Consider the following 26949-nt stretch of genomic DNA (forward strand, 5'->3'; position numbering starts at 1 on the left):
CTTCATATTTTTAGGGAGGTGACAAGATGGAAATTAAACCATTGGGCGACCGGATCGTAGTTAAACCTTTAGAAGCGGAGAATAAAACCAAAGGCGGTATAGTCCTGCCTGACACTGCCAAGGAAAAACCCCAAGAGGCCAAAGTTGTGGCGGTAGGCAAAGGTAAGGTGCTTGAGAATGGAACAGTGCAAGCCCCTGAAGTGAAAGTCGGGGACAAGGTGTTATACGGAAAATATTCCGGTAATGAAATTACGACCAAAGAAGGCGAAGAATTGCTAATTCTGCGCGAAGAAGATATCTTAGCAATCCTTAAATAACAAAAAAAACAGGCTTATAGACTTAAAGGAGGATTTATGGCAAAACAATTGTTGTATAGTGACGATGCCCGCCGCAAAATTTTAAGCGGCGTAGAACAGCTGGCTGCTGCGGTAAAGGTAACCTTGGGGCCGAAGGGCCGTAACGTCGTAATCGACAAAAAATTCGGCTCACCCACCATCACCAAGGACGGGGTAACCGTAGCCAAAGAGATCGATTTAGAGGATGCTTTTGAAAATATGGGCGCCCAGATGGTCAAGGAAGTGGCCGAGAAAACCTCGGATATCGCCGGCGACGGTACTACTACTGCCACAGTCTTAGCGGAATCGATTTACCGCGAAGGATTAAAAAATGTTACCGCCGGTTCAAATCCGATGGCCCTAAAACGCGGAATCGAGAAAGCGGTCACAAAAATAGTAGAGGAATTAGGTAAACTTTCCACTCCGATCAAAGATAAAAAAGAGATCGCTCAGGTTGCCAGTATTGCCGCTAACTCCGATACCAATATCGGTGAATTAATCGCCGAGGCGATGGACAAGGTAGGCAAAGACGGGGTAATCACGGTTGAAGAAGCAAAATCCACCGCCACTACCCTGGATGTAGTGGAAGGTATGCAGTTTGACCAAGGATATCTTTCTCCGTACTTTGTAACCGATGCCGAGAGAATGGAAGTACTCTTGGAAGATGCTTATATTCTTATCTACGAAAAGAAGATATCCTCAATCAAAGATATTCTTCCTCTACTGGAAAAAATTGCCCGCGTCGGCAAACCATTATTGATTATCGCCGAAGAGGTTGACGGCGAAGCTTTAGCCACCTTAGTAGTTAATAAGATCCGCGGGACTTTTGTTGCCTGCGCGGTAAAGGCTCCGGGATATGGCGACAGGCGTAAAGCCATGCTTGAAGATATCGCTATTCTTACCGGCGGTAAAGCCTTGACTGAAGACTTGGGTATCAAGCTGGAAAATGTTGATATTGAGGACCTTGGCCGCGCTAAAAAGGTGAAAATCGATAAAGAAAATTCCACGATTGTCGAAGGCGCGGGGAAAAATCAGGCAATCAATGCCCGAATCAGCCAAATCAAAAAACAAATCGAAGATACTGACTCTGATTATGATAAAGAAAAACTGCAGGAACGCCTGGCGAAATTAGCCGGCGGTGTCGCGGTAATCAACGTTGGGGCGGCCACCGAAACCGAAATGAAAGAAAAGAAGGCCCGCGTAGAGGATGCGCTGCACGCAACCCGCGCAGCTACTCAGGAAGGTATTGTTCCCGGCGGCGGCGTGGCGCTTATCCGCACCATTGCTGCTTTAGATAAACTAAAGCTGGAAGGGGATGAAAAAATCGGCGCAAATATTGTCAAGCGCGCCATCGAAGAGCCTTTAAGGCAGATTGCCCAAAATGCCGGCCTGGAAGGTTCGGTAGTCGTGCAAAGAATAAAAGAAGAAAAAACTAATATCGGATATGATGTCAGCCAGGATGCCTATGTCGATATGATTGAAGCCGGAGTAATTGATCCTACCAAAGTTACCCGCTCGGCTTTACAAAATGCCTCCAGTATTGCCGCGTTATTACTGACAACCGAGACATTAATTGTGGATAAACCGGAAAAAGATGAAAAGATGCCCGCAATGCCCGGCGGCGGAATGGGCGGTATGGGCGGTATGGGCGGAGGAATGTATTAAAAATAAGGTTTAAAAACAGGAAATAATATAGTAAAACGGCTGATCTTGATTACAGGATCAGCCGTTTTACTATTAAAACAAACCAAACACGACCTTGTTTCCCGATTGATTAGGAAACAGGGTCGTGCCCCTAAGCTCTTGCAAGAGTAGTTTTTTATGTTAATATATTTTTATGCGTTCTGATCGGCTTTTTCGGGTCACTTTTACTATTTCCCTGCTTACTCACGGGGTAATCCTGCTACAGGCCCCCAGCTTTAATCCTTTTTCTCCTCCACCCAAAAAACAAAAGATAGAAGTACGTTATATTAAAGAGAATCCGCAGGCTAAATCATTGTCCAAGGCTTCTTTCAAACCGGATTCACAAAATCCATTACCTAAGCCTGAGCCTTTTCTGAAACTTGATTCCAAAGTTATTACCGGGACTAAAGTTCCCCCGCCTTATGTTGAACAGGATAATCCATCTAAAACGGAAAAACTCCTGCCCAACAGAATGCTAGGTTTCCCCAAGCCGACTTTTGCCGCACCACAGCTAACGGCGATAAAGAGAAAAATCAGCTTGCCTCCCATCGAGATGGCTAAGATGAATAACCCAAGTTATATAAATTACTATCAGATTGTCCGGGAAAAGATCCGCCGCAGCGCTTATCAAAATTATACCCATAATGAAACCGGGGAAGTCTATATTTCATTTATTATCTCCTGCGACGGCTATATTAAAGATGCGCGTTTAGTCGAAGAGAAAACAACTGCCGGTGATTATCTAAAAAACATCGCCCTAAAGAGCGTTAGAGATGCTTCTCCCTTCCCGGATTTTCCCAAAGAGTTGGACTATTTGCAGCTTTCTTTTAATATTATAATCTCTTTTGAGGTAGAATGAACCGTTAAATTTAAATTCCTTGAAATAGAATTTAGCGCATGTTAGTATAATCTGTAATTAGAAGCGGCGACTAGCGTTAAAAGAGATCTTACATATAACTAATAATTTAAAACAGGAGTTAAATAATATGGCCGAGAAAAAGCGGATATTGATCGCTGATGACGACGAGATAGTTTTGACCAGCCTGAAGAAATTACTGGTTATGTCGGATTTTGAAGTATATGCGACAACAAATGCTAAAGAGGTCTCATCAATAGTTAAATCTTTTAAACCCCATCTCATACTTCTGGATTTACTCTTACCGGATCTAGGCGGTTTAGAAATTTGTGATATTTTAAACAAAGATGAAGAAACCCAGGGGATACCGATAATTATCCTGTCAGCCGTAGGCAACTATACCGATATACGCAAAGCCTATACCTTAGGGGTAATTGGCTATATTACCAAGCCCTATGAATTCCCGCGGTTATTAAAAGAGATCCAAAAGGCAATTGATTCTAAAGAAAAGATTTAATCCCCTTAATCTTTGGCTAACAGGAGAAAGTAATGAAGAGAAAAATAATTACTAGTATAATTATCTTTGGCTTTGTGTGTTTGCCTGCCACTCTGGTAAAGGCCGGCAATGACCTGGAAGATTTAAAAGAGCAAATTAAGCAATTGCAGTCAACCATCGAGGCCTTAAAGGTAAAAGTAGAGGATCTAGAGAAAAAACAAACAAGTGCGTCCAGCCAAGTAGCTAAAATCCCCGAAATCTCAGAATCTGTAAAACAGCTCAAAGAAGATAAGCCAAAGGGATTTTCTATCGAAGGCGCCAGGGTTGGCGGGCATCTCAAGTTGTTCCTGTTTGACCAGGCGCAAGGAAAACGTAACGGCGTAAAACAAAGCACAAATACTTCAGCCGGAATTTCCCACTTCTATCTGTATATTGATAAAGACTTAAACGATACTACAAGCATAAGCGTCCAACCGGATATTACCGTAACCGCTTCGGCCACTCCCGCGCTGGGTTCCGATATTAGCCGCGCCAAGAGCGCTACAACCACTGCTTCTATTTACCAGGCTTTTATCAAAACGCGCCTGAATAATGGCTTAGAGATAAAAGCCGGGGTGATTAATCCTTATTTTTCTGAAGAGTATGCTTCCGAGGTCTGGTGGGATGAACAATACCATTTGAATAAAGGAATCGGCGACATTGAATCCTGGCATGATGCGGGAGTGGAACTTTATAAAAACTTTGATTTTAAAAACTGGTCTCTTCCGGCTTACTTTTATTTACTCAACGGGAATGTTACCAATACCAACGGTAAGTTCGTGGATAATAATAACGGCAAAACCATACTGCTGCATATTGCCCCGGAGGTCTCCAACTTCAGATTTTTTGGTTCTTTTGGGTACGGCAAATGGGATGACGGTAATGATTATGATAGCTGGCGTTATGCCTCGGGACTTGAATACAAATATAAGAAATTTACCTTAAGAAGCGAGTATTTGTTTAATAAATTCGACAGTACGCCACTAACCGGAGGAGGTAATGTCGATACCGAAAAAAAGGGTTACTACCTAAAAGGCCTTTACCGTTTTAATCCCAAATGGCGCGCTTATATCAATTATAGCCAGGTGAGCCTTCCGTATACCGGCGGCAGCAGTTTGTTAAAGGATACTTATAAAGCGACAACTTTAGGATTGAATTATTTTTTTACCAATAGCTCTATAATTATGGGAGAAATTTCCCGTGTTGATGGAGACAGGTCTGATCGATCCGAGAAACTTGATTATTACCGTTCCACAATCGGCTGGAGGACCACCTTTTAATTTATTATGAGAAAAACATTATTATTGATCCTTATAATCGCAATGATAGTGGGCGCGGCTTTCTGGATTATACGGGGACCCGCAGCTAGTTTAGAGCAGCAGCGCAGGGTAATGATGACTACTTATGTAACCATTTATGCTTACGGCAAGAAACCGGCTGTTTCTAAAGCTATCGACCGCGCTTTTGAACGCATGCAGGAGGTTACGGATAAGTTTAACGCCCATAATCCCAATAGCCCCCTATATGCGTTTAATCAAAACGGCACTCCGATTAAAGACGAGGAGATCCTTAAGGTTATAAAAATAGCCCTGGATATCAGCAAGCAGTCAGAAGGCGCCTTTGATATTACGGTTTATCCCCTGGTAAAACTCTGGGGATTTTACGGTGAGAATTCAGACCAGATACCTGCGCCTGATAAAATCACCGAAGCTTTAAGCCACATCGGCTATCAGCATCTTATTCTTAGTAACGGTGAATTGAAAAGAGATAACGAAAATATATTGATTGACCTGGGCGGTATTGCCAAGGGGTATGTCGTAGACCAAGGCATCCAGGCATTAAAAAAGGCCGGAGTCAATTCGGCAATAATCCAGGCCGGAGGAGATGTCTATGCTCTGGGGTATAAAAATAAGAAACCTTGGAAAATAGGTATTCGCCATCCGCGTAAAGAAGGGATCCTGGGTTATATAGAAGTGGTTGATCAGGCAGTTATGGGCTCAGGTGACTACGAAAGGTTTTTTATCAAAGGCAGAAAAAGATATAGCCATATTATTGATCCTAAAACCGGCTATCCTGCTAAAGAAGCTATTGGAGTGACGGTGATTTATCCTGATCCGGCTATTGCCGATGCCTGGGGGCCGGCCCTTTCGATACTGGGCCCTGCCGGCCTTAAAATCGTCGAAAAGATCCCCGGCATGGAAGCGATAATCGTGACCGATTCCGGTAAGCTTTTATACACTTCAGGATTAGCAAGGTTACTCAATGGTTACAATAAAAATGAAAAATGATATTCTGAAAAAAATCTTGTTAATTATATTTTTTCTCCTGATCTGCGCTGATTTTTGCTTTGCCATTACGCTTTTGACTGAACAAGAAGCTTTAGACCGCTTGCTTCCGCAGGCTGATGAAATAATCACTCAAAAAATAACTGTTTCTCAAGAACAGCTGGATATGATTAAAAAAAAGCTGGGAGGCAATTTGGTCCATGAGACCGCAAGTAAAAGCGCCAAAGAACTGAATCAACAAAGAGAATTTACTTTCTATTTTGCAAAAAATCAAAACAAGACAATCGGCGTTGCTCTTATTTTGGATGAGCCGGGAAAATGGGGTCCGATTAAATTTATTGTCTGCCTGGGGCCACAGGGGGAGATTCGCAATTCCGCGGTAATGAAATATACCGAAACCCGCGGCCGGCCCGTTGCTTCAGGAAGCTTCTTAAGGCAATTTTCCGGAAAAACCCTTAATGATCCGATAAGCTTAGGTGAGGATATACAAGGAATATCCGGAGCGACGATCTCTTCCAGTGCCGCCTGTTTTACGATGAAGAAAACAATAATTTTATATAAAATACTGGTACTGGGCCAAAATTAGAAAAGATGAAAAAGTTTAGAGATATCACGGTAAGAAATAAAATTTTACTGGGTTATTTCTGCATCATAGTATTCTTTATTGGGCTGGGGGTATACTATGTTAATGCGACAAGGAAGATAAGCCAGGTAAGCCGTAAGATTGAATTGCATAATTTTACCGGAGTAGAATTGATCACTGAAATCCAAAGGAATGTGTTAATCGTCAAGAATTTACAGAGCGGTATCTACTATGCCCAAAAAGATAAGCAGTTGCTGGAAATTAAAAAACACCTGGATATCTATGCTTCCAAAATTGCGCAGCTTATATCAGAATTAGAAGAGCTGGGAAAGGATGAACCGGTTACCTTAAGAATGCTATCCAGTATTAAGGGGCTGTTCCAAGAATACCGTGATTTGATTTACAAAGAAATCCGGGCAGGGATAAAAGAAAAAGTTTATTGGGAATTCAGTGAACCGGCTGTTTTAAAGCAATTAGAAGAACAGTTGAGTGATCTGCACAATGAAGATGTTTCTATTTTTTCCTTGGCTTTAGGAAATATTGACAACCTGGCAAGGAGAATTCGTGATAGCTATATCTGGACGCTTTTAATATTGATTTTTCTTTCGATCTGGATTGCCTGTTGGATCGCCGGAATTATCGTTAAACCGATCATGAATTTAATGGCGGGAATGCGTAAACTCGGTAACGGTAACCTTGATTATAAAATAGGGATAAAAAATAATGATGAAATCGGCGCGTTGCAAACCGGTTTTATGGCCATGGCCAGCCGCTTAAAATCGGCGCACGAAGCTCTACAAAAAGAAAGAGATGGCCTGGAGATCAAGGTCAGGGAACGGACAAAAGATCTAGAACAGAGCCAAACGCATTTAATCCAGATAAATAAAGAGTTAAAACAGATTCAGGTCCAGCTCATTCAATCGGTAAAAATGGCAGCGATTGGATCGCTTGCCGGAGGAGTGGCTCATGAAATAAACAATCCGCTTACCGGAGTATTAAATAACGTGGAGTTGATAAAAATGGAAATGGCGGCAAAAAATAATTTTGCCCCTTCTGATTTTAAAGGGCTTTTGGATATTATTGAAGAATCCGCCTTACGTTGCAAGCGGATTGTCCAGGAGCTCCTGGAATTCTCCCATATCGGAAAAGGAGTGCCCGAACCTGCCTTGATCAATGAAGTTTTGGAAAAAACCATTTCTTTAGCCGATAATGAAATAAAGCTTGAAAATATCAGAATTGTCAAAGAATTAGCTAACGACTGTCCTTTGGTCCGGATTGATGTTAATCGTTTCCGGCAGGTCCTTTTAGATATCATCAATAATGCCAGATGGGCTTTACGTAACAAGCCTGAAGCGAAATTAAAGATAAAGACTTTACTCTCGGAAGATAAAAAATTTGTAATAATTGAAATCTCCGATAACGGCTGCGGTATTGAAAAAGAGGACCTATCCTATATCTTTGAGCCGTTTTTTACCACTAAAAAAGTCGGAGAAGGCAATGGGCTGGGTTTATCTATTTCTTATCAGATTATTAAAGATCTTAATGGTATCCTGGAAGCAGAGTCTGAAGGCAAAAATAAAGGGGCGACATTCAGGATTAAATTACCCGCGATAACCTAAATTAATAAAAGATTTGATTAGGGGGTGCTTGATGAATGGGAAAAAACCTCGCGCTTTGATCGTGGATGATGAAAAAATCATCCGGGATTTTTTAAACGACCTATTATCCCTGCATGGGCTGGAAGTAGTTAAAGCTGAAGATGGATACAAAGCGGTAGAGCTATCCCGCTCAGGAAGATTCGATCTTTTCTTTATCGACTACCGGCTGCCGGGTTTAAACGGTTTAGAGACTTTTCGCCAGATCCGCCAGATTGATCAGGATGCCTCAGTAGTAATGATGACCGGCTATACGATAGAAGGTATCCTCGAGCAGGCAGTGAGCGAAGGGGCGTACGGTTTAATCCGCAAACCGTTTAATATCGGCGAAATAAAATGTTTGGTCGATAAAATCCTGGTAGAAAAGAAAAAATAATGCTATACTAAATTTTCCAAATTCAGAAGGAAAGGAGATGATTATATTGACACAAGTTGAAGTAAAGAAAGATGAGTCTTTTGAATCCGCTTTGCGCCGGTTTAAGAAGAAAATTGAGCAGGAGGGGATTTTGCGGGAAGTCCGCGATCGCAAACATTACGAAAAACCAAGCGAACGCAAAAGAAAAAAAGCTAAAGCCAGAAAATAAGTATGCTGCCTCAAAATAGTATCCGTAAACCTGCTGTGGCCGGACAATTTTATCCTTCAAACGCAAAAGATATTAACGCAATGATTTCTTCTTTTGCCGATAAGGGAGCGCAAAAGAATGATGTTATCGGATGCGTTTTGCCTCATGCCGGATATGTTTATTCCGGAAAAGTAGCCGTAGCCACAATCTCAAGGGTAAATATCAAAAACACAGTGGTTCTTTTGGGCCCCAATCACACGGGCTTAGGGGCTGATTTTAGTATAATGCCGCAGGGAACCTGGCAAACTCCCCTGGGTAATGTTGAAATTAATTCGGAACTGGCAAATTCATTCTTAAGTAAATCCGCTTATCTGGAAGCTGATACCATCGCCCATCTGGATGAACACTCCCTAGAGGTAGAACTGCCCATATTACAGTATTTTAGGCGCGATTTTAAAATCGTCCCCATCGCGATTAAAATCGGCGATTTATCCGCGCTTAATGAAATTGCGCAAAGCCTGGCCGGTGGAATTAACGAAATAGGCCTTAAAAGCTCGGTTATCTTTATTGCCAGTTCGGATATGACGCATTATGAGCCGCAGAAAAGCGCGGAGAAAAAAGATAACCTGGCGATTGAAGCAATATGCGCCTTAGATGAACAAAGGCTGGAGTCGACAATTAAAAAATTTGATATTTCCATGTGCGGTTTTGCCCCGGTTGCGGTTTTGATTAAAGCCGCAAAGATCCTTGGGGCAAAAGCGGGAAAGCTGATTAAATATCAAACCAGCGCTGATGCCACCAAAGATACCAGCAGTGTTGTGGGCTATGCCGGAATCACAATCTATTAAACTATGGATGAAAAGAAGGTTGACCAAAATTGGAAAGAAAACATAGAAAAAGAAAAACAGGAGCCCAAAACTGAACAGGGGTTTGTTCCTCCGGAAGCGGATTTTAAATTTTTCATCACCACCCTCTCTCTGCAGGCCTCTATTGCTTTGGGGCATATGGAAAATCCTTCAACCGGTAAAATTCAGAAAGATCCGGCCCAGGCAAAATTCCTTATTGATACATTAGCTATGCTGCAGGAAAAAACCAAGGGCAATCTTACCAAGGAAGAAACGGATCTATTAGAGAATTTACTTTATGAATTAAGAATAGCCTACCTGGCTAAAAGCGAGGATAAACCGAAATGATCGATAAAGAACTGCTGGATATATTAGCCTGTCCTGCCTGCAAAGCCGACGTGGAATTAATCAATAATAAAATTGTTTGCAAGAAATGCGGAAAAAAATATCCGGTGCGCGATGGAATCCCGGTTATGCTAATTGACGAGGCAGAACAAGGAAACCACTCTTAATGAAGAAGATACTGGTTATCCATGGGCCTAACCTGAATCTTCTGGGGACAAGAGAACCGGCAATCTATGGCCGCCTGACTTTAGCCAAAATTAACCAGATGCTTAAAACCCAGGCCAAAAAAGCTAAGGCAGCTTTAGTTATTAAACAATCTAACCATGAAGGTGCGATCGTAGATTTAATTGGAGGAGCCAAAAAAAATAAATTTCAAGGTATTTTGATTAACCCGGCAGCCTATACGCATACCAGTGTGGCTGTGCGCGATGCGCTCGCTGCCTGCGGATTAATCGTGGTTGAAGTACACCTTTCTAATATTTATTCCCGCGAGGAGTTCAGGCATAAGTCCCTGATTAGCCCGGTTGCTTGCGGCACGATCCTGGGTTTTGGGGCAAAAAGTTATACCTTAGGATTGGCTGCCCTGCTTGATTTAATCCCAACAAAATGAATCGTCGCTTAAGAAACATACATTCTGTGCTCAAACAGAGAAAGCTTGATGCCCTGCTTGTTTGTTGGCCGGCCAATATCTCTTATCTGACGCAATCCCAAAGCCGTGATTCCTATTTCCTGGTTTCCCGCAAAGGCAACATCTATTTTACCGATTCCCGCTATACCGAAGAAGCAAAAAAATTTTTAAAAGGTAACGTCCGGCTTAAAGAATGCAACGGTTCTGTATTTAAACGGATCGCCCAAACTATACTTGAATTTAAACTAAAGAAGGTGGGTATCGAGGAGAGATACCTGCCGTTTGCCGAATTTGCCAAGATTAAAGAGTATGCAAAAGGGAATTTTGATTTAATCCCTACGCACAGCATAATTGAGGATAAAAGGCAGGTTAAAGATAGCCAGGAACTTCTAAAACTTAAAAAGGCCACCCGGATCACGGCTTTAGCTTTAGAATACGTTAAACAGTTTCTTATCCCGGGGGCTAAAGAGGTCGAGATTGTAGCAGAGCTTGAGCGTTTTATAAGGTATCAGGGGGCCAGAGCCTCAGCTTTTGACATCATTGTGGCTTCCGGGCCAAATTCCAGCCAGCCGCATCATCTTTCCGGAGAACGAAAACTTAAAGACAATGAACCGGTGCTCATTGATTTAGGAGTTGATTATCAAGGGTATAAATCTGACTTGACAAGGGTTTTCTTTTTGGGTAAAATAAACGTTCTTGAGCGTAAGGTTTATAATATTGTCCTTAAAGCCCAGGAGCTGGCGATCAAAAGAATTCGGCCCGGCGCAGAAATGGCTGAAATTGATAGGGTTGCACGGGATTACATCGCCAAAAAAGGGTACGCCAAGAATTTTACCCATAACCTCGGCCATGGTTTTGGCCTGGAGGTGCATGAGGATCCGCGGATCTCCGGTAATGAAGCCAGCGCAGTCAAACCGGGAATGACTTTTACGGTAGAACCGGGGATATATTTACCGGGAAAATTTGGCATAAGGATCGAGGATATGATTTTAGTAACAAGCAAAGGTTGCGAGGTGCTTTAGTGGCTCTATCCATAAATGAAATCAAATCAGGGGTAACGATTTTAGTCGATAACAATGTTTACGTGTGTCTTGACGCCCAGCACATCAAACCCGGCAAGGGCGCGGCTTTTGTGCGGGCAAGGCTGCGCAACATGAAAAACAATAATATCCAGGAAAAAACTTTTCGCGGTGACGATAAAATAGAGCAGGCTTTTATCGAAGAACGTAAATTACAATACCAGTATTCAAGCGCCGGTATATTCCATTTTATGGATACAGATAACTTCGAAGAAATTGCTATCTCGCAAGAGAGCGTCGGAGATAATGCCAAACTCTTAAAGGATAACCTGGAGATCCAGGGCTACTTCTTTAAGGGGGAAACCTTGTCTATAACTTTGCCTAATTTTATTGAATTTAACATTGTTGAAACCGAGCCGGGCATAAAAGGCGATTCATCCAAAAGCGGGACTAAACCTGCCACGGTTGATACCGGGGCAATTATCCAGGTTCCTTTGTTTATTAATGTCGGGGATAAAATTAAAGTTGACACGCGTACCGGCGGCACCTATGTTGAAAGAGTCAACTAAGTAACACCCCGCAGATAAGGCACCTGGCGCTTATTTGAATTGCGCCAGTGTTCGCCTTGTGGCGAAAATTACGCGGGTATGGCCTTCTGGCCAAGGAGCTTTCAATGAATATTAAAGAGATTAAGGAAATGATTAATCTGATGAATGAAAACGGCCTCTCTGAGCTGGAAGTAGAGAAGGATGATATGCGTATTCGCCTTAAAAAAACAGCTAACGGCATCGAAGGCTTTGATGGAACGGTTGTTCTGCAGGGGCAAGGTGGAGCCGCTCAACCTAAAGTTCAAAGCATACAGCAGACAGAAGAAAAGAATGTGGTTAAAACAGTGGAGATCAAGTCTCCGATGGTCGGAACATTCTATCGGGCGCCTAATCCTGAGGCTCCTGCTTATGTAGAAGTTGGCCAAACCATTGAACCGGGCCAGGTAATTTGTATCATTGAAGCGATGAAATTAATGAACGAAATAAAATCAGAAATAAAAGGTAAGATCCTTGAGATATTGGTTGATAACGCTGAGCCGGTAGAATTCGGCCAGCCATTATTCCTTATTGAACCGCTCTAAGTAATCTAAGATGTTCTCTAAAGTTCTTATTGCTAATCGAGGCGAAATCGCCTTAAGAATAATCCGCGCTTGCCATGAGATGGGCATACGTACCGTAGCCGTTTACTCCCAGGCAGACCGCAACAGCCTGCACGTACGTTTTGCTGATGAAGCAATCTGTATCGGCCAGGCATCCTCCAGCAATAGTTATCTAAACATCCCCGCGATCATCAGCGCAGCTGAAATTACCGATGTTGAGGCCATTCATCCAGGCTATGGGTTTTTGGCTGAAAACGCGCATTTTGCTGAAATATGTCAATCCTGTAAAATCACTTTTATCGGCCCTACTCCGGAGAATATGCGCCTGATGGGCGATAAAATGGCCGCCCGCACCACGATGCAGAAAGCAGGCCTGCCGATTGTTCCCGGAAGCCGCGCGATTATAAAAAACAAGGAGGAGGCGCTCAAGACCGCCAAGACAATCGGTTATCCGGTAATTATCAAAGCAGCTGCCGGAGGCGGCGGCAAAGGAATGCGTATTTGCCATAATGATTTAACTCTGGTATCCAGTTTATTGACCGCCCAGACCGAAGCAGAAGCAAATTTTGGCAATTCCAGCGTCTACATTGAAAAATATATTGAGAGGCCGCGCCATATTGAAGTGCAGATTATTGCCGACTCTTCCGGTCATATTGTGCAGCTTGGAGAAAGAGACTGCAGCATCCAGAGGAGGCATCAGAAATTGCTTGAAGAATCTCCTTCTCCGGTAGTCGATAGCAAGATGCGCCGTAAATTAGGAGAGATGGTTTTAAAAGGAATGAAATCCATCGGCTATGTCAGTTGCGGCACGATTGAGTTTTTGCTTGATGAAAAAACCGGAAATTTCTATTTTATGGAGATGAATACCCGGATTCAGGTAGAGCATCCGGTTACGGAAATGGTTACCGGTATTGATTTGATTAAAGAGCAGATCCGGGTGGCTTCCGGTGAAAAACTTAAATTCAATCAAGACAATATTCAACTGAGAGGGGCGGCGATTGAATGCCGGATTAACGCCGAAGATCCGGATAATAACTTTATGCCCTGCCCCGGAAAGATCGATTCATTAATCCTGCCCGGCGGCCCCAATGTCCGGGTAGATACGCATATTTACGCCGGATACGAAATATCACCTTATTATGATTCTTTAGTGGCTAAACTCATTGTCTACGGAAATAACCGCCAGGAGGCAATCAAAACTATGCGCCGGGCTTTAAGCGAATTTTACATTGCCCCAATTAAAACCACCATACCTTTTCATCTTAAGCTAATGGACAATCCGTTATTTAAAAAGAGCGATATCTCCACGCATTTTGTGCAGGATCTTCTGGCAAATGAAGGGAAGGCAGAGTAAATGGACCGCGATGAATCAAGGAACGAATTAGGGCTGGTCAAGATTCATAAGAATGTGATTTCATCCATATCTTCCATTGCGGCCATGGAGATTGAAGGGGTTAAATCCGTCAGCAAGGATTTAAAAAGCGGGCTGCTTGAATTTTTCGGTCAGAAATATTTTTCGGCAATAAAAGTGGATATTTCTAAAAACGAAGAAGTAAAGGTGGAAATACCTTTGGTTATCAAATACGGTTATAATATTCCGGATGTCGCCAGCCGCGTCCAGGAGAATGTACACCAGGCGTTAGAAAAAATGAGTAATCTTTCCATAAAAGATATCAATATAAATGTACGGGGAATAGAAAGGGGCTAACTATGAGATTTTTTTCCGTATTAGGGATTGTATTTTACGCGGTAATTATTATCGGAATTGGCCTGGCGATGATTGTATTTTCATTAAACCTGTTATTGCCCCAGGATATCAATAATTTGCTTATTTTTGCCCAAAGCAGCCAAAATTCCCGGATAATTATCGGGTTCTCCGGAGCGCTTTTAATCCTGATTAGTTTTTCCTTTGCCCAGATTATCTTAGGTAAATTTCAGCGGGAAAGGACAATTGCTTTTGCAACATCCAGCGGCCAGGTTACTATTTCCCTCTCAGCTGTCGAAGACTTGATCCGCAGGTTGTCCGGGATAATCCCGGAGGTAAAGGAATTAAGGCCAAATGTCGTGGCTAATAAAAAAGGAATTATTGTCGATATGCGGGTGGTCTTGCGTTCTGAAGCCAATATCCCTGAGCTTACCAGCCGCCTGCAGGATATCACCAAATCTAAAATTCAGGAGGTTTTGGGGGTTGAAGAACAGATTATTATCAGGATCCATGTAGCCAAGATCGTTCACGATGAAAAAGATAACCGCAAGAAAAAAGACTTTGAGAAAGATGACTATTCAACAATACCGTTTAGCGGTTACGGACGGGTTTAGAGGAGGAAAATAAAGAAATGGCAAGAATTGGCATTTTAACAGGCGGGGGTGATTGTCCAGGATTAAATCCGGTAATTCGGGCAGTTGTGCGTAAAGGGCTGCTTGAAGGATATGAAATCGTAGGTATTAAAAATGGTTGGAAGGGTTTAGTTGAAAACGATACCCTGCGCTTAGATATTAATGCTGTCTCCGGGATATTGCCCAAAGGCGGGACTATTTTAGGGACCAGCCGCACTAATCCATATAAAAAAGAAGGCGACTTGCAAAAGGTTAAGGATAATTTCAAGAAAATGGGATTGGATGCTTTGGTTGCCGTAGGCGGTGAAGACACTCTTGGTGTTGCTTCCAAGCTGGTTAAAGACGGCCTGCCTAATATCGTGGGAGTTCCTAAGACTATTGACAATGACCTCTCCGCTACTGATTATACTTTTGGTTTTGATACTGCTTTAAACGTGGCAATGGAATGCATTGACCGTTTGCATACTACGGCTGAAAGCCATCATCGGATCATGGTTGCCGAAGTCATGGGCAGGCACGCGGGCTGGATTGCCCTTGAGGCAGGTATTGCCGGAGGAGCGGATGTGATCCTAATCCCTGAAATCCCTATTGATCTAGATGAAGTTTGTAACGTGATCGAGAAAAGGCATGCCCGGGGAAAAACTTTTAGTATCGTCGTGGTTTCCGAGGGCGCTCAATTTAAGGACGGGTCTATGGTTACTCAGGAAAAAAAGCTGGATGCCTTTGGGCATGTAAGGCTCGGCGGTATCGGCGAAGAATTAGCCGCGCAGATTGAGAAAAAAACCGGCTATGAAACCAGGGTCAGCGTCTTAGGCCATATACAAAGAGGTGGCTCACCAACTGCCTTTGACCGTGTATTGGGCACGCGCTTAGGGGTGAAAGCAGTGGAGTTGATTAAAAATAAGAAATTCGGGAAAATGGTAGCCTTGGCCGGTATCAAGATTATTGATGTGCCTTTAGAAGAAGCAGTGAAGGCTTTAAAAACCGTGGATATGGAACTTTATGATATCGCGAAAGTTTTTTTTGGATAAGGTGTAGGCATCCCGCGCTCAATGGTATTGCGCGGGTGTCCTCCACGTGGAGGAAAAAATGCGCGAAAGAATAAAAGATATACTTTTAGAAAGTATTCAGGTTAAAGAAGAAATCTTACGCAACCAGGTTGATTCTATTCTCCAGATTGCCGTGCTGATGATTGATTGCTTAAAAAAAGACGGTAAGGTTATTGTCTTTGGCAATGGCGGTTCAGCCAGCGACAGCCAGCATATTGCCGCCGAGCTTGTCGGCCGTTTCAAAAAAGACCGTTCAGCCTTAGCCGGTATCGCCCTAACCACCAATACATCGATACTTACTTCTTTGGCCAATGATTATGGTTATGATGTAGTTTTTTCCCGCCAGGTTGAAGCCTTGGGCAAGAAAAATGACGTGGTTTTAGGGATATCTACCAGCGGAAAAGCAAAAAGCGTAGCTTTAGGGATTAAACAAGCTAAAAAGATGGGGATTAAAACCGTAGCTTTAAGCGGCGGAGACGGAGGGGATATCGTAAAGTTAGCCGACGTATCTTTAGTAGTCCCTTCTAAAGTAACCGCCAGAATCCAAGAAGCACACATTACTATTGCCCACATAATATGCGAAATGATCGAGCAAGAACTTTGCCAGGAACAAAAATAATTCCACTTTCCAGTCTTATACGTAAAGTCAAGGCTCTTAAACAAAAAGGGAAACGGATAGTCTTTACTAACGGCTGCTTTGACATTTTACATTTCGGCCATGTCAAATACCTTCAGGATGCCAAAGCTAAAGGTGATTATTTGGTGGTGGCGGTCAATAGCGATTCATCAATTAAAAAAATTAAGGCCAAAAACCGGCCGGTAATCGGACAAAACGACCGTTTAAAAACAATCGCCGCGTTGGCAAGCGTGGATTTTGTGGTTTTATTTAATGAAGATAATCCACTTAAGTTAATCAAGGCACTTTCGCCGGATATCCTGATTAAGGGCGCGGATTGGAGCAAAGAAAAAATAGTCGGGGCGGATTTTGTAGAAAGTTACGGCGGAAAGGCCGCGACCGTTAATTTAGTTAAGGGCCGCTCAACCAGTGCAATCATTGAAAAAATCGTTAGGGATTTCGCAAAAAAATAATCCTTGTCCACCTATGGCGGCCAAGGATTTCACTAAATCAAAGCATAAGGTGCTCAATATTTACCGCATAATTGATGCCAATCTTAACCGGGTTAAGGAAGGCTTGCGCGTTTGCGAAGAGATAACCCGGTTTATCCTGGATGACCAAAAATTGTCGGCGCTATTTAAAAAAGTCAGGCATCAGATCGATACTTTAGCCAGGAAAATTTACCCCGCTTCATTGTTACTTAGAGAGCGCCGCAGTAACGGCGATGTAGGGAGATTTAATTCTTATGGAGAATTCAAACGCAATAACTGTAAAGATATTTTCTGGGCGAATATCCAGAGGATCAAGGAATCTTTACGGGTACTTGAAGAATTCAGTAAATTAGTGGATGTAAAAACCTCAGCAAGTTTTAAACAGCTCCGGTATAAAGTTTATGAAATTGAAAAAAAGTCTTTTAAAAACATCGCGGCTTTACCTGATTCTAGATAGGTCAACTATTGGGAATTGTTCTTTAAAGAATATCTGTTCTATTGTTTCTAGCCGCTATGTCGATGTTGTTCAGTTACGGGATAAAAAGTCTGCTAAATCAGATGTATTAGATTTAGCAATCAAGCTTTCAAAGTGGTTAAAAAACCGGCCGCAAAGCCGTGGTTTGGCTACAGATAGCCAAAGCCAGCTCTTTATAGTTAATGATTATGTTGATGTGGCTGTAGCCAGCGGCGCAGATGGCCTGCATTTAGGCCAAAACGATTTATCCTTAAAGCAGGCCAGAAAGATTTTAGGAAAAGATAGGATTATCGGGATTTCTTGCCACAATTTGTCCCAGGCATTGCGAGCCCAAAATGAAGGAGCAGATTACCTTGGCATTGGACCGATATTTGCCACTGCCACCAAGCCCGAATATAAGCCTATAGGCTTAGAAGTCCTAGGTAAGCTAAAAGATAAAATAAAAATTCCTTATTTTGCTATCGGGGATATTCACGCGGGCAATATTAAGGAAATCACCGCTTCCGGTGCCAGGCGGGTTGCGGTTTGCCGGGCAATTTTAAAAGCGGATAATCCTAAAGAAGCAGTAAGACAATTGTATAAAATTTTAAAATAAATGACACAGTTAGAATTCGCCAAAAAAAATATCGTTACACCGCTTATGCGCAGAGTCGCCTCTCTTGAAGGATTGCATCCTTCTTTGCTTACGCGCCTTATGCGTGAAGGTAAAGCGGTTATACCCTTAAATATAAATCATAAAATAAAAAAACCCTGCGCCATAGGCAGCAGCCTGTCGACCAAGGTCAATGCCAATATCGGCACTTCAACGGATGAATCCCGGATTAGCGATGAAATAGAAAAACTTAAAGTTGCCATAAATCACGGAGCCGACGCCTTAATGGACCTAAGCGTAGGAGGAGATCTTGACAAATTAAGGCGCCAGGTCCTGAAACATTCCAGCGTTCCTGTGGGCACTGTCCCGGTTTATGAGGTGGCTGTCCGGGCCCAGGAAAAAAAAGGAAATTTCCTAAAATTTGGCGCCGATGATGTCTTAGCTGTATTGGACAGGCAGGCAAAGCAAGGGGTGGATTTTTTTACCGTGCATAGCGGAGTAACAACCAATACCCTTAAAGTTTTAGAAAAAAATAAAAGGCTGATGGGGGTTGTTTCACGCGGCGGGGCAATTATTGCCAGTTGGATTAAATATCATAAGGAAGAAAATCCTTTTTACGCGCATTTTGACCGGATTTTAGATATTGCCTATAAATATGACGTTACTTTAAGCTTAGGAGACGGGTTAAGGCCGGGTTCAATTTTAGACGCAACGGACAAAGCCCAGATTGCTGAATTAAAAATACTCGGCAGCTTAGCCAAGCGTGCCTGGAATAGGGGTATTCAAGTCATGATCGAAGGCCCGGGCCATGTACCTATGGATCAGATAGAAAAAAACATTGCTTTAGAGAAGAAATTTTGTCACGGTGCTCCTTTTTATGTATTGGGGCCTTTGGTTACGGATATTGCCCCGGGTTATGATCATATTACCTCGGCCATCGGCGGGGCAATGGCGGCAAGCTTTGGAGCAGACTTCCTTTGTTACGTGACCCCTGCGGAACATCTACGTCATCCAACAGCCAGTGATGTGGCTGAAGGGGTAATTGCCAGCCGCATCGCCGCTCACGCCGGAGATTTAGTGAAGCGCAGAAAGATTGCCCTAAAATGGGATAGAAATATTTCTATTGCCAGGAAGGCACGGGATTGGAAGAAACAAATTCGCTTGGCTATTAATCCTCACAAAGCAAAGGAATATCGATTAAGCAGCAAACCCAAGCTTTCTAAGGTCTGCACGATGTGCGGAAAGTACTGTTCTATCAAATTAATGGATGATTGCACGCGGGTGTAATTCAGTGGTAGAATGGCAGCTTCCCAAGCTGCATATGGCGGTCCGATTCCGCTCACCCGCTTATAGATTAATATGAAAAATATTATTTTGATATTTTTAGTTTTACTGATTGCCGGCTGCGCGTCTGTTCCTCCATATACAGGGCCGGCTTTACCGCCTTTAGCTCAAGGAGTTAGCGGAATTGCCCACCGCGTAGAAGCAGGCCAAACACTCTGGAAGATATCCAAACTTTATGATGTAGATATGGATGATATCCTGCGTATAAATCATCTCTCAGAGGATGCGGCTATCGAGACAGGCCAGGTACTTTTAATCCCTAACCGCAGCAGGCCGCAAAATTTTGCGGTTAGATCCAGCGGTGATGATTTTATCTGGCCGCTTAAAGGCAGGGTGATTGCGGGTTTTGGTTCAAATTACCGTAACTTAATCAATAAAGGCATTAATATCCAGGCTTCCATGGGAGAGGACATTCTGGCTACCCGAAGCGGCCGCGTAGTTTTTTATGCCGATCATTTCGGAAATTTCGGAAAAACTATAATTATCGACCATGGAGACGGTTTACGTTCTATTTACTCCAGGGTCCTGCAGGTACTGGTGCGCCCGGGAGACAATGTGCAGAAGGGTGCCCTGATTGGGCGTATCGGAACAAGCGCAAGAGACAGAAATATCTATTTACATTTTGAGATCCGCAAAAGGGCGCTGGCGCAAAATCCGCTGTTCTATTTACCATGATCAAAGAGAAATTTTTTGACCGGAAAAATTATATTCAGATACTGGAAAAACGCATCAGCAGCCTGAAGGAAGGTTACCGGCAGAATATCGCCATTATCGGCGAAGAAAACGTCGGCAAAACCAGTATCGTTTCCAAATTTTTAGCCAACTATTATGACCCTCGGATTATTACGGTATTTTTGGAGGTGCGCCCTGAATCACTGGATGGGTTTGTCAAAAGATTTATCGGGGCGCTGCTTTATAATTTCCTCTTAAATAGCGGGTTAACTTTAGAAGAAGACCTGGATTATCTGATTAATAAATCTTCCAAATATATCCCCGGTACAACTCAAAAGATAAATTCCATACTTAATGATCTTTTAAAAAGAAGAAAAACAAATATTATCACCGAGCTTTTTAGTCTGCCTGAATCCATCAATCAGGAGACGGGAAAGTTTACGGTACTTTTTTTGGACGAATTCCATAATTTGGAAAGTACCGGCGTTAAGAATTTATACCGGCAATGGAGTAAACTGCTTATCGTGCAGAAAAATACGCTGTATTGTCTTACCAGCTCAATGATGTTTAAAACCCGGGTTATCCTTTCCAAACAGCTGTCTTTACTGTTTGGCAATTTCGAGATCGTTACCGTTGAGCCTTTTGATATCCACACCAGCCACCGTTATCTTGATCAGCATCTGCCTGCTTTAAAGGCAAACCCGGGATTAAAAGATTTTATCATTAACTTTACCGGTGGTTACCCTCTTTACCTTGAGTTGATCGCCGATGCTTTGTCTAAGGCGGATACCAGCGTTGGTTTGCCGGACATCTTAGAGGACCTGTTATTCAATTCTTCGGGAATTCTTAATCAGAGATTCTCTAATTATATTAAGCGTTTCCTGGATGTCCCGGCCTGCAATGATTATATTTCCATACTCTATTTAATCGCTAGCGGCCGCAACCGCATTAAAGATATCGCCCATATTTTACATAAACAAAAAAAGGAACTCACCGCAAGGATTAATTACTTGCTGGAGCTGGATGCGATTACCCGCAGCGCGGATTTTCTCAAGGTCAGCGACCGGTTATTCGCCTACTGGATGCGTTTTGTTTACCAGGAAAAAATGCGTTCCTTATCATTCGACGCTAAAAATCAGAAGGAAAAATTCCGCGATAATATCCAGGAACTTATCCAGGAATTTTCCAGCCAATCCGTCAAGCCGCTGGCTAACCGCGTTAGCGAGCTGCTACAGCTTTTTGAAGATGACCTTATGCAGATCGAACGTAAAAAGGTCCGGCTTAATCATTTCCGCGAAGTAAAACCACTGGTATTTAATCATCGTTTTTTAAAAGAAGGCCTGCTGGGCCGTTCCAGCGACTCCCTTTGGATTATGGCGATTAAATCCGACGCCCTTACCGAGCAGGATATTACTGAATTTGCCAAAGAATGCAAAAGATACCATCATAAATCGCAGCGAAAGATTATGGTTACTTTAAAAGAAGTTGATCCAAACGCGCGCTTAAGAGCGCTGGAAGAAAAAATCTGGACCTGGGATTTAAACAACCTGAATCAGATCTTGGATTTATTTTCTAAACCCCGGGTAATCGCATGAAAATAGGCGTAATCGCAGACACGCATATTCCGGATAAATGCGAGCATATTCCCGAAACAATCTTGAATGCCTTTAAGCATGTAGATATGGTTGTGCATGCCGGAGATATGGTAGATCTGGGCGCAATTGATGAATTAAAGGTAATCTGCCCAAAAATAGTTGCCGTAGCAGGAAATATGGATTCTCAAGCGGTGACGAAAAAGTTCCCGGTAAAACAAATTTTTGAAATTTCAGGCCGTAAGGTTGGCATTATGCACGGCTACGGAGCGCCGTCGAATCTTATAAAAATCCTCAAGAATGCTTTTAAAAATGAGCACCCCGATGTAATTATTTTCGGGCATTCGCATAAATCCATGAATGAGGTTATTGATGGAATATTGTTTTTTAATCCGGGAAGCGCAACTGATCATTCCCTGGGATACGCTTCGTATGGTATAATCGAAATAAAAGATAAGCTGCAAGGCCATGGTTTGGCTATTGACGCTAAAATAATTAAAATTTAGATATGGATAGGCTTTGGGCGCCATGGAGGATTAATTACGTAGGTAAAAAGAAAGAACAGAAGGGCTGTATTTTTTGCCAGGCAAAAAAGAGCGCCCTTAATGATTACGTGATTTTTAAGACGGCAAAATCCATTTGTTTGCTCAACAGGTATCCGTACAATAACGGCCATATAATGATTTGTCCGCTAAGGCATGTTCCGGACATATCCAGGCTTAAGGAGGATGAACTCCTTGATATTTTTAAATCTTTGGAGAAGGCAAAAGCATTGTTGCAAAAAGTTTTAAAACCCCGGGGTTATAATATCGGCCTTAACTTAGGCAGAGCTGCCGGAGCCGGAATCACCGGGCACCTGCATTTACATATTGTGCCTCGCTGGTTTGGGGATACCAATTTCATGCCCGCAGTTTCCGGCAACAGGGTGATTTCCCAATCCCTGGATGAGTTGGCTAAACGTTTAAAGAAGCATGCATAAAATTAACGAATACGAAGAAAAATTTCTTGCTCCTTACGCCAGCAAGAGCTTTAATTCACGGGGCCGGGTGCATAAAGAAGAGGAGCATCCTTACCGCTCATGCTATCAGCGCGACCGGGACCGGATTATCCACTCCGCGGCGTTTAGAAGATTGGAATATAAAACCCAGGTCTTTGTCAATCATGAAGGCGACTATTACCGGACCCGCCTGACCCACAGCATCGAGGTCTCCCAGATTGCCCGCACGATTGCCTACGCCTTAGGTTTGAATATGGACCTGACCGAAGCCATTGCTTTGGCGCATGATTTAGGGCACACTCCTTTTGGCCACTCCGGGGAAGAAATACTCAATGAATTAATGGCTAAATCCGGAGGTTTCAACCATAATCTCCAGGGCTTAAGAGTAGTGGATTACCTGGAGGAGCGTTATCCGGAATTCCCGGGATTAAATTTAAGCTGGGAGGTAAGGGAAGGAATAGTAAAACATTCATCCGTTTTTGATATTGCGGTAAAGATTAAAGAGTTTTTACCCCGCTTGATGCCTTCACTGGAAACCCAGGTGGTTGATATAGCCGATGAGATAGCCTACGATAACCATGATCTTGATGACGGCCTGACTTCAGGGCTGATAAAAGAAAGCGACCTTGAGGGTCTTGGGATCTGGAAAAAAATAAATCGCAAAATCGACCAGAAATATGCTAAAATTAATTCCAATTACCGTAAGTACCTGATTATCCGCGGCCTAATTGATTTACAGGTTACCGATCTTATCCAGCACACGCAATCAGAGCTTACCCGGCTTAAGATTAAAAAATACACCGATCCGTATAAGGTGGGTTTTAAAATAGTAAATTTCAGCAAAGAGGTCAAAGAGCTAAGAAAACCGCTTCGGCAGTTTCTCATGCAAAAGCTTTATCACCATTACCGGGTAATGCGCATGAGCATAAAAGCCAAACGTTTTATCCGGGAGTTGTTCAATGAATACATTAAACGCCCGCAGCAGATGCCCGCTGAAATACAGCTTAAGATCCCTAAAGAGGGGGTAAAACGGGTAGTTTGTGATTATATCGCCGGAATGACTGACCGGTACGCCTTGGATGAATATAAAAAACTATTCAACCCCTACGAAAAAGTATAGGTTTTTAATCTCGGCGGTGCACAGTATTTACCGCCTGCTCAATTCTACTTATACTGTTAATGATTTGATCTGCCGCATGGGCCGCTTGTTTTGCCAATTTTTTAACGCCCAATATTGCCAGGTTATCCTATTAGATTCTAATAAGAAATATTCTATTGTTAAATGCACAATTGTCGATAATAAGAAATGCGATGTCCTTAAAAAGACCAGGGTCAGCGGCAGGGTCGAAGAAAAAATCCTTAAGCGCGCATCCGTAGTCAGGGAGAGCAACCTTTTGGGTATCCCGCTTATCTGCGAAGACCTGATCGGGCTGATTATTATAAAACGCTCCAAAACCAGCCAGCCGTTTGACATATTCGATCAAGAGATGCTGATGACCATGGCCGAACAGGCGGTTGTCGGGATCAAGAATCTGCAGCTTTATGAAGAGCAGCAAAGAATAGTTTTTGGCAGTATCAAATCGTTAGTTACGCTTTTGGATACCCGGGTTTCCAGGGAATACACGCATTCGCCGCATTTTAGCAAGTTGGTTTGTTCCCTGGGCTGCGAAATTCATTTGAATGAAAAACAGTTGGAAAGCCTTAAATATGCCAGCCTTTTGCACGATGCCGGAAAAGCGGGCATACCAGCTGAAATTTTAACCAAGACCACCAAACTTACAGCTGAAGAATATGATATTATTAAAAAACATCCGGTTAAGGGAGCGCAGATTTTAAGGCCTTTACAGGTTTTACGCCCGGTTATTCCGATTATTATGTATCATCATGAAAAATATAACGGAACAGGTTATCCGTCGCGCCTCAAAGGAAACCAGATTCCGCTTGGGGCCCGCATTATGGCGGTAGCCGATGCTTTTGAAGCCATGGTTTACGGACGGCCTTACCGGCAAAGAATGAACATCCAAGCGGCGATAAGGGAAATAAAGAAAAAGAGCGGAACGCAATTTGACCCTAAAATCGTTGATGCTTTTTTGAAGGTAATCAAAAAGTTTAACAAAAGAATCTACTTGAAACAGGATAACCCTAAGTTATAATATTAGGTTATGGCAGAAAAACAGGATTACTCGCAATCCGAACTTTTTACCCAGTCTTTAGATAACGGGCATTATAAGCCGCATATCCCAAAGAACCCTTTTTTTTTACGTATCCGAGGGTATGAAAAAGCTATGCTTTTGATAATGGGGCTGGTTTTAGTAAGCATTATTTCTTTTTCCATGGGAGTAGAAAACGGGAAAAGGGCGGCTTTTGCTAAAAACAGCGGGCAGGATCAAAACGGTTACACGATTCAGGTAGCATCTTTTAAAAACAAAGAACTTGCTTTGCGCTACGCCCAGTCATTAAAAAGTGACGGGTTGGCTCCGATGGTTTTTGCTAAAGGAAATTACATTATTTTGTGCGTAGGCAAATTTTCTAATCAAGAGAACGCGCAACCTTTACTCATTCAGCTGCAGAGGACCTACGCTGGTTGCCGCATAAGGAGGTTATAAAACATGTCAATACATCCGTCGTTAACTATTTCGGAAAAGGACAAAAAGGTCCGCTCAGTATTATCGCGCACCGAGCGCATAAGACAGATGCAGGAAAAGAGCAAATGGAAACAAGGGGATTCAGTCTACGGCTTACCGAAACTTAAAACCCTGAGGATTAAAATTAAAAAGGAGAAGGTCGAGAAAGCTGAGACTGCAGCAACTCCCGCAGCCGGAGGAGCAGCGCCGGCGGCAGGTGGCGGAACAAAAGAAGCTTCTAAGGCCGCTGCCCCTAAGGCCGCTGCTAAAGGACAGGAGAAAAAATGAGGATAGCCAAGCTAATATCCACTTTCCTGATGGTAAGTTTGATTTTCTGCGCGCCTGTTTTTGCAGCTGCCTTTAGCGGGCAAATCAATGCGGACAATATAAACGCGCGGGTAGACGCGACAGTAGGTTCGGCTGTGATTTGCAGCCTTCCCAAAGGCCAATTGGTTGAAGTCGTCTCAGAAGCTTATGATTGGTACAAGATCCGCCTGCCGAAAGAAGCGCCATCATATGTAAAAAAAGATCTGGTCGAATGTATCAATCCCGATCCTGTAACCAGCCCGGGAAAATGCCTTACTGCCAAGGTAATTAAAGACCGGATAAATATCCGGCTGGGGCCCAGTGAATCCACCTGGATCCTGGGGAAAGCGGATAAACTGACCGTAGTTAATATTTTGGCTCAAGAAAGCGGCTGGTATAAAATCCAGCCGATTTATCAAAGCTATGGCTGGGTAAATAAAAAATTTATCAGCAAAGAAATAACGCTGCCTAAAAAGCAAAAAGCTGCGGAATTATCTGCCAAAGATATTCCATCCCATGGGGATCTTCTGGTTGTCGAAGGCACGGTTACTCCATATGGGGTAATTTTATGGCGCAAGGCAACGCATAAATTGGTTACTTCCGATAACAAGATTTATTTCCTAAAGGGTAACCGTAAAAGCTTAGACAGCCTTAATTATCATAAGGTTAAAGTTACCGGAAAACTGATTAGCCCGGCCGCAAGCAAATACCCGATTATCCAGATCGACATTATCGAGGCATTAAGTTGAGTTTTTTAAGCCTGATTATCTCTTTTATCATATCCTTCGCGCTTTTGTTAATCGCGATGACTGTGCATGAATTCGCCCACGGTCTGGTTGCCTATAAGCGCGGGGATTCTACGGCCAGGTTAAGCGGACGGCTGACCCTGAATCCGCTGGCCCATATCGATCCGTTCTGGACGCTTCTTTTGCCGCTTATACTTTTCTTATCCACAGCCGGGCGTTTTGTTTTTGGCGCGGCCAAACCTGTTCCCATAAATTACTGGGCGCTGAAGAATCCCAAGAAAGACATTATTTGGATTGGTTTAAGCGGCCCGCTGGCTAACCTTATTTTAGCCTGGATTATTGCCGGCGTATTAAAATTTATCCCGCTCTCCGGTATCTTAGCCTACCTGCTGTTCCATTTGCTCACCATTAATGTCATTTTGGCAATATTCAACCTTATACCGATTCCTCCTCTTGACGGTTCGCGCGTTTTAATGGGCCTGTTACCGCCCGATCTTTCAGAGCAATACGCCAATTTAGAGCGTTATGGCTTTATTATTCTTTTTGCGCTTATCTGGCTGGGCATCTTTGACCGCATACTCTGGCCGCTGGTGGGACTGGTGATCAGAATGATGGGAGCGGGTTCTTAA

36 protein-coding genes and 1 tRNA gene are annotated in these 26949 nt (G+C 43.0%); all 37 read left to right on the forward strand.

From position 1 onward, the window contains the following. The first annotated feature begins 26 nt into the window (after positions 1 to 26). The gene (gene groES, locus PHG87_02005) at positions 27 to 317 is read left to right on the forward strand and encodes a co-chaperone GroES (GenBank protein ID MDD5476970.1); all 291 of its coding nucleotides are present in this window, start codon (positions 27 to 29) and stop codon (positions 315 to 317) included. Positions 318 to 353: 36 nt separating this feature from the next. After that, positions 354 to 2000 carry a chaperonin GroEL gene (groL, locus tag PHG87_02010; GenBank protein ID MDD5476971.1) on the forward strand — a complete coding sequence of 549 codons (1647 nt, stop codon included), beginning with the start codon at positions 354 to 356 and terminating at the stop codon, positions 1998 to 2000. A 172-nt stretch (positions 2001 to 2172) separates the two neighbouring features. Further along, on the forward strand, positions 2173 to 2877 hold the full coding sequence (locus PHG87_02015) for a hypothetical protein (GenBank protein ID MDD5476972.1): 705 nt from the start codon (positions 2173 to 2175) through the stop codon (positions 2875 to 2877). Between the two features lie 127 nt (positions 2878 to 3004). Then, positions 3005 to 3391, forward strand: a complete 387-nt coding sequence (locus PHG87_02020) for a response regulator (protein ID MDD5476973.1) — start codon at positions 3005 to 3007, stop codon at positions 3389 to 3391. A gap of 32 nt (positions 3392 to 3423) precedes the next feature. Beyond that, positions 3424 to 4689: a hypothetical protein gene (locus PHG87_02025; protein ID MDD5476974.1), complete on the forward strand. Its 1266-nt coding sequence runs from the start codon at positions 3424 to 3426 to the stop codon at positions 4687 to 4689. A gap of 6 nt (positions 4690 to 4695) precedes the next feature. Next, positions 4696 to 5697, forward strand: coding sequence for an FAD:protein FMN transferase (locus PHG87_02030; GenBank protein ID MDD5476975.1), 1002 nt, complete (start codon positions 4696 to 4698; stop codon positions 5695 to 5697). After that, positions 5687 to 6280 (forward strand): FMN-binding protein, encoded by a 594-nt coding sequence (locus tag PHG87_02035; GenBank protein MDD5476976.1) that lies wholly within the window; start codon positions 5687 to 5689, stop codon positions 6278 to 6280. Before PHG87_02030 ends, PHG87_02035 begins: the two co-directional genes overlap by 11 nt. Before the next feature lie 5 nt (positions 6281 to 6285). Further along, positions 6286 to 7896 (forward strand): ATP-binding protein, encoded by a 1611-nt coding sequence (locus tag PHG87_02040; GenBank protein ID MDD5476977.1) that lies wholly within the window; start codon positions 6286 to 6288, stop codon positions 7894 to 7896. A gap of 31 nt (positions 7897 to 7927) precedes the next feature. Continuing rightward, positions 7928 to 8308, forward strand: coding sequence for a response regulator (locus PHG87_02045; protein ID MDD5476978.1), 381 nt, complete (start codon positions 7928 to 7930; stop codon positions 8306 to 8308). Positions 8309 to 8354: 46 nt separating this feature from the next. Continuing rightward, positions 8355 to 8516, forward strand: a complete 162-nt coding sequence (gene rpsU / locus PHG87_02050; protein MDD5476979.1) for a 30S ribosomal protein S21 — start codon at positions 8355 to 8357, stop codon at positions 8514 to 8516. 2 nt (positions 8517 to 8518) lie between these two features. Continuing rightward, positions 8519 to 9343 carry an AmmeMemoRadiSam system protein B gene (gene amrB, locus PHG87_02055; GenBank protein ID MDD5476980.1) on the forward strand — a complete coding sequence of 275 codons (825 nt, stop codon included), beginning with the start codon at positions 8519 to 8521 and terminating at the stop codon, positions 9341 to 9343. A 3-nt stretch (positions 9344 to 9346) separates the two neighbouring features. Next, positions 9347 to 9688, forward strand: a complete 342-nt coding sequence (locus tag PHG87_02060) for a DUF1844 domain-containing protein (protein ID MDD5476981.1) — start codon at positions 9347 to 9349, stop codon at positions 9686 to 9688. Beyond that, on the forward strand, positions 9685 to 9852 hold the full coding sequence (locus PHG87_02065; protein ID MDD5476982.1) for a Trm112 family protein: 168 nt from the start codon (positions 9685 to 9687) through the stop codon (positions 9850 to 9852). The genes PHG87_02060 and PHG87_02065 overlap by 4 nt, the downstream gene beginning before the upstream one ends. Next, a complete protein-coding gene (gene aroQ, locus PHG87_02070; protein MDD5476983.1) occupies positions 9852 to 10295 on the forward strand; it encodes a type II 3-dehydroquinate dehydratase in 444 nt (147 codons plus the stop codon). The genes PHG87_02065 and aroQ overlap by 1 nt, the downstream gene beginning before the upstream one ends. Beyond that, positions 10292 to 11335 carry an aminopeptidase P family protein gene (locus PHG87_02075; GenBank protein ID MDD5476984.1) on the forward strand — a complete coding sequence of 348 codons (1044 nt, stop codon included), beginning with the start codon at positions 10292 to 10294 and terminating at the stop codon, positions 11333 to 11335. Before aroQ ends, PHG87_02075 begins: the two co-directional genes overlap by 4 nt. Further along, a complete protein-coding gene (gene efp, locus PHG87_02080) occupies positions 11335 to 11901 on the forward strand; it encodes an elongation factor P (protein ID MDD5476985.1) in 567 nt (188 codons plus the stop codon). Before PHG87_02075 ends, efp begins: the two co-directional genes overlap by 1 nt. A gap of 104 nt (positions 11902 to 12005) precedes the next feature. Continuing rightward, the gene (gene accB / locus PHG87_02085) at positions 12006 to 12461 is read left to right on the forward strand and encodes an acetyl-CoA carboxylase biotin carboxyl carrier protein (protein ID MDD5476986.1); all 456 of its coding nucleotides are present in this window, start codon (positions 12006 to 12008) and stop codon (positions 12459 to 12461) included. A gap of 10 nt (positions 12462 to 12471) precedes the next feature. Further along, a complete protein-coding gene (accC, locus tag PHG87_02090; GenBank protein MDD5476987.1) occupies positions 12472 to 13833 on the forward strand; it encodes an acetyl-CoA carboxylase biotin carboxylase subunit in 1362 nt (453 codons plus the stop codon). Then, positions 13834 to 14187 (forward strand): Asp23/Gls24 family envelope stress response protein, encoded by a 354-nt coding sequence (locus PHG87_02095; GenBank protein MDD5476988.1) that lies wholly within the window; start codon positions 13834 to 13836, stop codon positions 14185 to 14187. A gap of 2 nt (positions 14188 to 14189) precedes the next feature. After that, positions 14190 to 14798 carry an alkaline shock response membrane anchor protein AmaP gene (amaP, locus tag PHG87_02100; protein ID MDD5476989.1) on the forward strand — a complete coding sequence of 203 codons (609 nt, stop codon included), beginning with the start codon at positions 14190 to 14192 and terminating at the stop codon, positions 14796 to 14798. 17 nt (positions 14799 to 14815) lie between these two features. Then, positions 14816 to 15847 carry a 6-phosphofructokinase gene (locus tag PHG87_02105; protein MDD5476990.1) on the forward strand — a complete coding sequence of 344 codons (1032 nt, stop codon included), beginning with the start codon at positions 14816 to 14818 and terminating at the stop codon, positions 15845 to 15847. A 58-nt stretch (positions 15848 to 15905) separates the two neighbouring features. Then, positions 15906 to 16484 (forward strand): D-sedoheptulose 7-phosphate isomerase, encoded by a 579-nt coding sequence (locus PHG87_02110; protein MDD5476991.1) that lies wholly within the window; start codon positions 15906 to 15908, stop codon positions 16482 to 16484. After that, complete coding sequence (gene rfaE2 / locus PHG87_02115) at positions 16466 to 16954, forward strand: D-glycero-beta-D-manno-heptose 1-phosphate adenylyltransferase (GenBank protein ID MDD5476992.1); 489 nt, start codon at positions 16466 to 16468, stop codon at positions 16952 to 16954. Before PHG87_02110 ends, rfaE2 begins: the two co-directional genes overlap by 19 nt. Before the next feature lie 13 nt (positions 16955 to 16967). After that, positions 16968 to 17429, forward strand: coding sequence for a thiamine-phosphate pyrophosphorylase (locus tag PHG87_02120; GenBank protein MDD5476993.1), 462 nt, complete (start codon positions 16968 to 16970; stop codon positions 17427 to 17429). Further along, positions 17374 to 18042, forward strand: coding sequence for a thiamine phosphate synthase (thiE, locus tag PHG87_02125; protein ID MDD5476994.1), 669 nt, complete (start codon positions 17374 to 17376; stop codon positions 18040 to 18042). The genes PHG87_02120 and thiE overlap by 56 nt, the downstream gene beginning before the upstream one ends. After that, positions 18043 to 19326 carry a phosphomethylpyrimidine synthase ThiC gene (gene thiC / locus PHG87_02130; protein ID MDD5476995.1) on the forward strand — a complete coding sequence of 428 codons (1284 nt, stop codon included), beginning with the start codon at positions 18043 to 18045 and terminating at the stop codon, positions 19324 to 19326. Continuing rightward, positions 19317 to 19387 (forward strand) — tRNA-Gly (locus tag PHG87_02135). Before thiC ends, PHG87_02135 begins: the two co-directional genes overlap by 10 nt. Positions 19388 to 19398: 11 nt before the next feature. Then, positions 19399 to 20058, forward strand: coding sequence for a LysM peptidoglycan-binding domain-containing M23 family metallopeptidase (locus PHG87_02140; protein ID MDD5476996.1), 660 nt, complete (start codon positions 19399 to 19401; stop codon positions 20056 to 20058). Then, positions 20055 to 21650 carry an ATP-binding protein gene (locus tag PHG87_02145; protein ID MDD5476997.1) on the forward strand — a complete coding sequence of 532 codons (1596 nt, stop codon included), beginning with the start codon at positions 20055 to 20057 and terminating at the stop codon, positions 21648 to 21650. The genes PHG87_02140 and PHG87_02145 overlap by 4 nt, the downstream gene beginning before the upstream one ends. Beyond that, on the forward strand, positions 21647 to 22153 hold the full coding sequence (locus PHG87_02150) for a metallophosphoesterase (GenBank protein ID MDD5476998.1): 507 nt from the start codon (positions 21647 to 21649) through the stop codon (positions 22151 to 22153). Before PHG87_02145 ends, PHG87_02150 begins: the two co-directional genes overlap by 4 nt. 2 nt (positions 22154 to 22155) lie before the next feature. Continuing rightward, the gene (locus PHG87_02155) at positions 22156 to 22626 is read left to right on the forward strand and encodes an HIT domain-containing protein (GenBank protein MDD5476999.1); all 471 of its coding nucleotides are present in this window, start codon (positions 22156 to 22158) and stop codon (positions 22624 to 22626) included. After that, entirely contained in the window at positions 22619 to 23764 is a 1146-nt protein-coding gene (locus PHG87_02160) for a deoxyguanosinetriphosphate triphosphohydrolase (GenBank protein ID MDD5477000.1), read from the forward strand. Before PHG87_02155 ends, PHG87_02160 begins: the two co-directional genes overlap by 8 nt. Then, a complete protein-coding gene (locus PHG87_02165) occupies positions 23724 to 24797 on the forward strand; it encodes an HD domain-containing protein (GenBank protein MDD5477001.1) in 1074 nt (357 codons plus the stop codon). Before PHG87_02160 ends, PHG87_02165 begins: the two co-directional genes overlap by 41 nt. Before the next feature lie 9 nt (positions 24798 to 24806). Then, a complete protein-coding gene (locus tag PHG87_02170; GenBank protein ID MDD5477002.1) occupies positions 24807 to 25250 on the forward strand; it encodes an SPOR domain-containing protein in 444 nt (147 codons plus the stop codon). 3 nt (positions 25251 to 25253) lie between these two features. Then, positions 25254 to 25556, forward strand: a complete 303-nt coding sequence (locus tag PHG87_02175) for a small basic protein (GenBank protein ID MDD5477003.1) — start codon at positions 25254 to 25256, stop codon at positions 25554 to 25556. Next, positions 25553 to 26323: an SH3 domain-containing protein gene (locus PHG87_02180; GenBank protein MDD5477004.1), complete on the forward strand. Its 771-nt coding sequence runs from the start codon at positions 25553 to 25555 to the stop codon at positions 26321 to 26323. Before PHG87_02175 ends, PHG87_02180 begins: the two co-directional genes overlap by 4 nt. Then, the gene (locus PHG87_02185; GenBank protein MDD5477005.1) at positions 26320 to 26949 is read left to right on the forward strand and encodes a site-2 protease family protein; all 630 of its coding nucleotides are present in this window, start codon (positions 26320 to 26322) and stop codon (positions 26947 to 26949) included. Before PHG87_02180 ends, PHG87_02185 begins: the two co-directional genes overlap by 4 nt.

The sequence above is a fragment of the Candidatus Omnitrophota bacterium genome, from assembly GCA_028716245.1.
Taxonomy (GTDB): domain Bacteria; phylum Omnitrophota; class Gorgyraeia; order Gygaellales; family Profunditerraquicolaceae; genus UBA6249.

Excerpts from the sequence above, each read along its gene's own strand:
- groES (MDD5476970.1), top strand. The coding sequence starts at position 27 with ATGGAAATTAAACCATTGGGCGACCGGATCGTAGTTAAACCTTTAGAA.
- groL (MDD5476971.1), top strand. The coding sequence starts at position 354 with ATGGCAAAACAATTGTTGTATAGTGACGATGCCCGCCGCAAAATTTTA.
- PHG87_02015 (MDD5476972.1), top strand. The coding sequence starts at position 2,173 with ATGCGTTCTGATCGGCTTTTTCGGGTCACTTTTACTATTTCCCTGCTT.
- PHG87_02020 (MDD5476973.1), top strand. The coding sequence starts at position 3,005 with ATGGCCGAGAAAAAGCGGATATTGATCGCTGATGACGACGAGATAGTT.
- PHG87_02025 (MDD5476974.1), top strand. The coding sequence starts at position 3,424 with ATGAAGAGAAAAATAATTACTAGTATAATTATCTTTGGCTTTGTGTGT.
- PHG87_02030 (MDD5476975.1), top strand. The coding sequence starts at position 4,696 with ATGAGAAAAACATTATTATTGATCCTTATAATCGCAATGATAGTGGGC.
- PHG87_02035 (MDD5476976.1), top strand. The coding sequence starts at position 5,687 with ATGAAAAATGATATTCTGAAAAAAATCTTGTTAATTATATTTTTTCTC.
- PHG87_02040 (MDD5476977.1), top strand. The coding sequence starts at position 6,286 with ATGAAAAAGTTTAGAGATATCACGGTAAGAAATAAAATTTTACTGGGT.
- PHG87_02045 (MDD5476978.1), top strand. The coding sequence starts at position 7,928 with ATGAATGGGAAAAAACCTCGCGCTTTGATCGTGGATGATGAAAAAATC.
- amrB (MDD5476980.1), top strand. The coding sequence starts at position 8,519 with ATGCTGCCTCAAAATAGTATCCGTAAACCTGCTGTGGCCGGACAATTT.
- PHG87_02060 (MDD5476981.1), top strand. The coding sequence starts at position 9,347 with ATGGATGAAAAGAAGGTTGACCAAAATTGGAAAGAAAACATAGAAAAA.
- PHG87_02065 (MDD5476982.1), top strand. The coding sequence starts at position 9,685 with ATGATCGATAAAGAACTGCTGGATATATTAGCCTGTCCTGCCTGCAAA.
- aroQ (MDD5476983.1), top strand. The coding sequence starts at position 9,852 with ATGAAGAAGATACTGGTTATCCATGGGCCTAACCTGAATCTTCTGGGG.
- PHG87_02075 (MDD5476984.1), top strand. The coding sequence starts at position 10,292 with ATGAATCGTCGCTTAAGAAACATACATTCTGTGCTCAAACAGAGAAAG.
- accB (MDD5476986.1), top strand. The coding sequence starts at position 12,006 with ATGAATATTAAAGAGATTAAGGAAATGATTAATCTGATGAATGAAAAC.
- accC (MDD5476987.1), top strand. The coding sequence starts at position 12,472 with ATGTTCTCTAAAGTTCTTATTGCTAATCGAGGCGAAATCGCCTTAAGA.
- PHG87_02095 (MDD5476988.1), top strand. The coding sequence starts at position 13,834 with ATGGACCGCGATGAATCAAGGAACGAATTAGGGCTGGTCAAGATTCAT.
- amaP (MDD5476989.1), top strand. The coding sequence starts at position 14,190 with ATGAGATTTTTTTCCGTATTAGGGATTGTATTTTACGCGGTAATTATT.
- PHG87_02105 (MDD5476990.1), top strand. The coding sequence starts at position 14,816 with ATGGCAAGAATTGGCATTTTAACAGGCGGGGGTGATTGTCCAGGATTA.
- PHG87_02110 (MDD5476991.1), top strand. The coding sequence starts at position 15,906 with ATGCGCGAAAGAATAAAAGATATACTTTTAGAAAGTATTCAGGTTAAA.
- PHG87_02120 (MDD5476993.1), top strand. The coding sequence starts at position 16,968 with ATGGCGGCCAAGGATTTCACTAAATCAAAGCATAAGGTGCTCAATATT.
- thiE (MDD5476994.1), top strand. The coding sequence starts at position 17,374 with ATGAAATTGAAAAAAAGTCTTTTAAAAACATCGCGGCTTTACCTGATT.
- thiC (MDD5476995.1), top strand. The coding sequence starts at position 18,043 with ATGACACAGTTAGAATTCGCCAAAAAAAATATCGTTACACCGCTTATG.
- PHG87_02140 (MDD5476996.1), top strand. The coding sequence starts at position 19,399 with ATGAAAAATATTATTTTGATATTTTTAGTTTTACTGATTGCCGGCTGC.
- PHG87_02145 (MDD5476997.1), top strand. The coding sequence starts at position 20,055 with ATGATCAAAGAGAAATTTTTTGACCGGAAAAATTATATTCAGATACTG.
- PHG87_02150 (MDD5476998.1), top strand. The coding sequence starts at position 21,647 with ATGAAAATAGGCGTAATCGCAGACACGCATATTCCGGATAAATGCGAG.
- PHG87_02155 (MDD5476999.1), top strand. The coding sequence starts at position 22,156 with ATGGATAGGCTTTGGGCGCCATGGAGGATTAATTACGTAGGTAAAAAG.
- PHG87_02160 (MDD5477000.1), top strand. The coding sequence starts at position 22,619 with ATGCATAAAATTAACGAATACGAAGAAAAATTTCTTGCTCCTTACGCC.
- PHG87_02165 (MDD5477001.1), top strand. The coding sequence starts at position 23,724 with ATGAATATAAAAAACTATTCAACCCCTACGAAAAAGTATAGGTTTTTA.
- PHG87_02170 (MDD5477002.1), top strand. The coding sequence starts at position 24,807 with ATGGCAGAAAAACAGGATTACTCGCAATCCGAACTTTTTACCCAGTCT.
- PHG87_02175 (MDD5477003.1), top strand. The coding sequence starts at position 25,254 with ATGTCAATACATCCGTCGTTAACTATTTCGGAAAAGGACAAAAAGGTC.
- PHG87_02180 (MDD5477004.1), top strand. The coding sequence starts at position 25,553 with ATGAGGATAGCCAAGCTAATATCCACTTTCCTGATGGTAAGTTTGATT.